Raw genomic sequence first — 1,880 nt, forward strand, 5'->3', positions numbered from 1 at the left:
CGCGCGCCGCATCGTCTTCACGCCCGACGGCCTGCTCTGGCTGGACGCCTTCCGCCGCGCCGTCGCCCAGGCCGAGGCCGAGTTCGCCGCCCAGGTGGGCCAGGAGGTGGCCACGGTGGTGGCGATCGGCCTGGAAGCCTATGCGCAGGCCTGAAGCGCCGCTCGGGGCGCGGCGCCGTCCCTACAATGCCCGACGACCTGAGGAGACAAGCCATGCGCATCCTGATCGCGGAGGATGACCACGTCCTGGCCGACGGCCTGCTGCGCAGCCTGCGCGCGGCCGGCGCGGCGGTCGATCACGTGGCCAGCGGCACCGAGGCCGACGCGGCCCTGATGACCAACAACGAGTTCGACCTGCTCATCCTCGACCTGGGCCTGCCGCGGCTGCACGGTCTCGAGGTGCTCAAGCGGCTGCGCTCGCGCGGCTCGGCCATGCCGGTGTTGATCCTCACCGCGGCCGACAGCGTGGAAGAGCGCGTCAAGGGCCTGGATTTCGGCGCCGACGACTACATGGCCAAGCCCTTCTCGCTGCAGGAGCTGGAGGCGCGCGTGCGCGCCCTCACCCGCCGCGGCATGGGCGGCAGCACCAACTTCATCCGCCACGGCCCGCTGGAGTACGACCAGGCCGGCCGCGTGGCCACCATCGACGGCAAGCCGATCGAGCTGTCGGCGCGCGAGCTGGGCCTGCTGGAGGTGCTGCTGCAGCGCGCGGGCCGCCTGGTCAGCAAAGACCAACTGGTCGAGCGCCTGTGCGAATGGGGCGAAGAAGTCAGCACCAACGCGATCGAGGTCTACATCCACCGCCTGCGCAAGAAGATCGAGAAGGGCCCGATCCGCATCGCCACCGTGCGTGGCCTCGGCTACTGCCTGGAGAAGGTGTGAGCCAGCCCGCGCCGGACGACGGCACGGCGCGCCAGACCACCCCCATCTCCTTCGGCCTGTTCCAGCGCGAGCAGCGCAGCCTGTTCGGCGAGATCCTGGACTGGATGCTCACGCCGCTGCTGCTGCTGTGGCCGCTGTCGCTCGCGCTCACCTGGGTGGTGGCGCAGGGCATCGCCAACAAGCCCTTCGACCGCGCGCTCGAATACAACCTGCAGGCGCTGGCGCAGCTGGTGGTGGTGGAGAACGGCGCGCTGCGCTTCGCGCTCGACCCGCAAACGCGCGACCTGCTGCGCGCCGATGACTCCGACCTGGTGTACTTCCAGCTCGTCGACGGGCATGGCCAGTTCGTCAGCGGCGAGGTCGAGCTGCCCGCACCGCCCCCCGACGAGGCGCCCGAGGCCGGGCGCGTGCGCCAGCGCGACGACGTGCTGCGCGGCGATGCGGTGCGCGTGGCCTATACCTGGCTCGCGCGGCCCGACCCGCGGCAGCCGGTGCTGCTGCAGGTCGCCGAAACCACGGGCCGGCGCTCCACGCTGGCCAACGAGATCATCAAGGGCGTGATGGTCCCGCAGTTCGTCATCCTGCCGCTGGCGGTGCTGCTGGTCTGGCTGGCGCTGGTGCGCGGCATCCGCCCGCTGTCGGACCTGGAGCAGCGCATCCGCGCGCGCCGCCCGGACGACCTGAGCCCGATCGAGGAGGCCGACATCCCGCAGGAGGTGGCCCCCCTGGTGTCCTCGATCAACGACCTGCTGGCGCGACTGAAGGCCTCGCTGACCACGCAGCGCCGCTTCCTGGCCGACGCCGCGCACCAGCTCAAGACGCCGCTGGCTGGCCTGCGCATGCAGGCCGAGTTGGCGCAGCGCGAGTCCGACCCGGCCGGCCTGCGCGGCTCGCTGCAGCAGATCGCGCGCGCCAGCGCCCGCGCCACGCACACCGTGAACCAGCTGCTGGCGCTGGCACGCGCCGAGACCACCGGCCGCACCCTGCCGAGCGCGCGC

The 1,880-nt window shown here is 72.2% G+C and carries 2 protein-coding genes and 1 pseudogene; all 3 read left to right on the forward strand.

Going from position 1 to position 1,880, the window contains the following annotated elements:
• Positions 1–154: pseudogene (locus tag BGO22_RS13805) on the forward strand (MarR family transcriptional regulator); the annotation flags it as partial.
• Positions 155–213: 59 nt separating this feature from the next.
• Positions 214–882: a response regulator gene (locus tag BGO22_RS13810; RefSeq protein ID WP_070399738.1), complete on the forward strand. Its 669-nt coding sequence runs from the start codon at positions 214–216 to the stop codon at positions 880–882.
• A gap of 104 nt (positions 883–986) precedes the next feature.
• Positions 987–1,880, forward strand: an 894-nt coding sequence (locus BGO22_RS13815) for a sensor histidine kinase (RefSeq protein ID WP_286851332.1), incomplete at its 3' end; no start/stop codon positions are given.

Origin of the sequence: Hydrogenophaga sp. 70-12, assembly GCF_001897365.1 — a bacterium.
GTDB classification, from domain to species: Bacteria; Pseudomonadota; Gammaproteobacteria; order Burkholderiales; family Burkholderiaceae_C; genus Hydrogenophaga; species Hydrogenophaga borbori.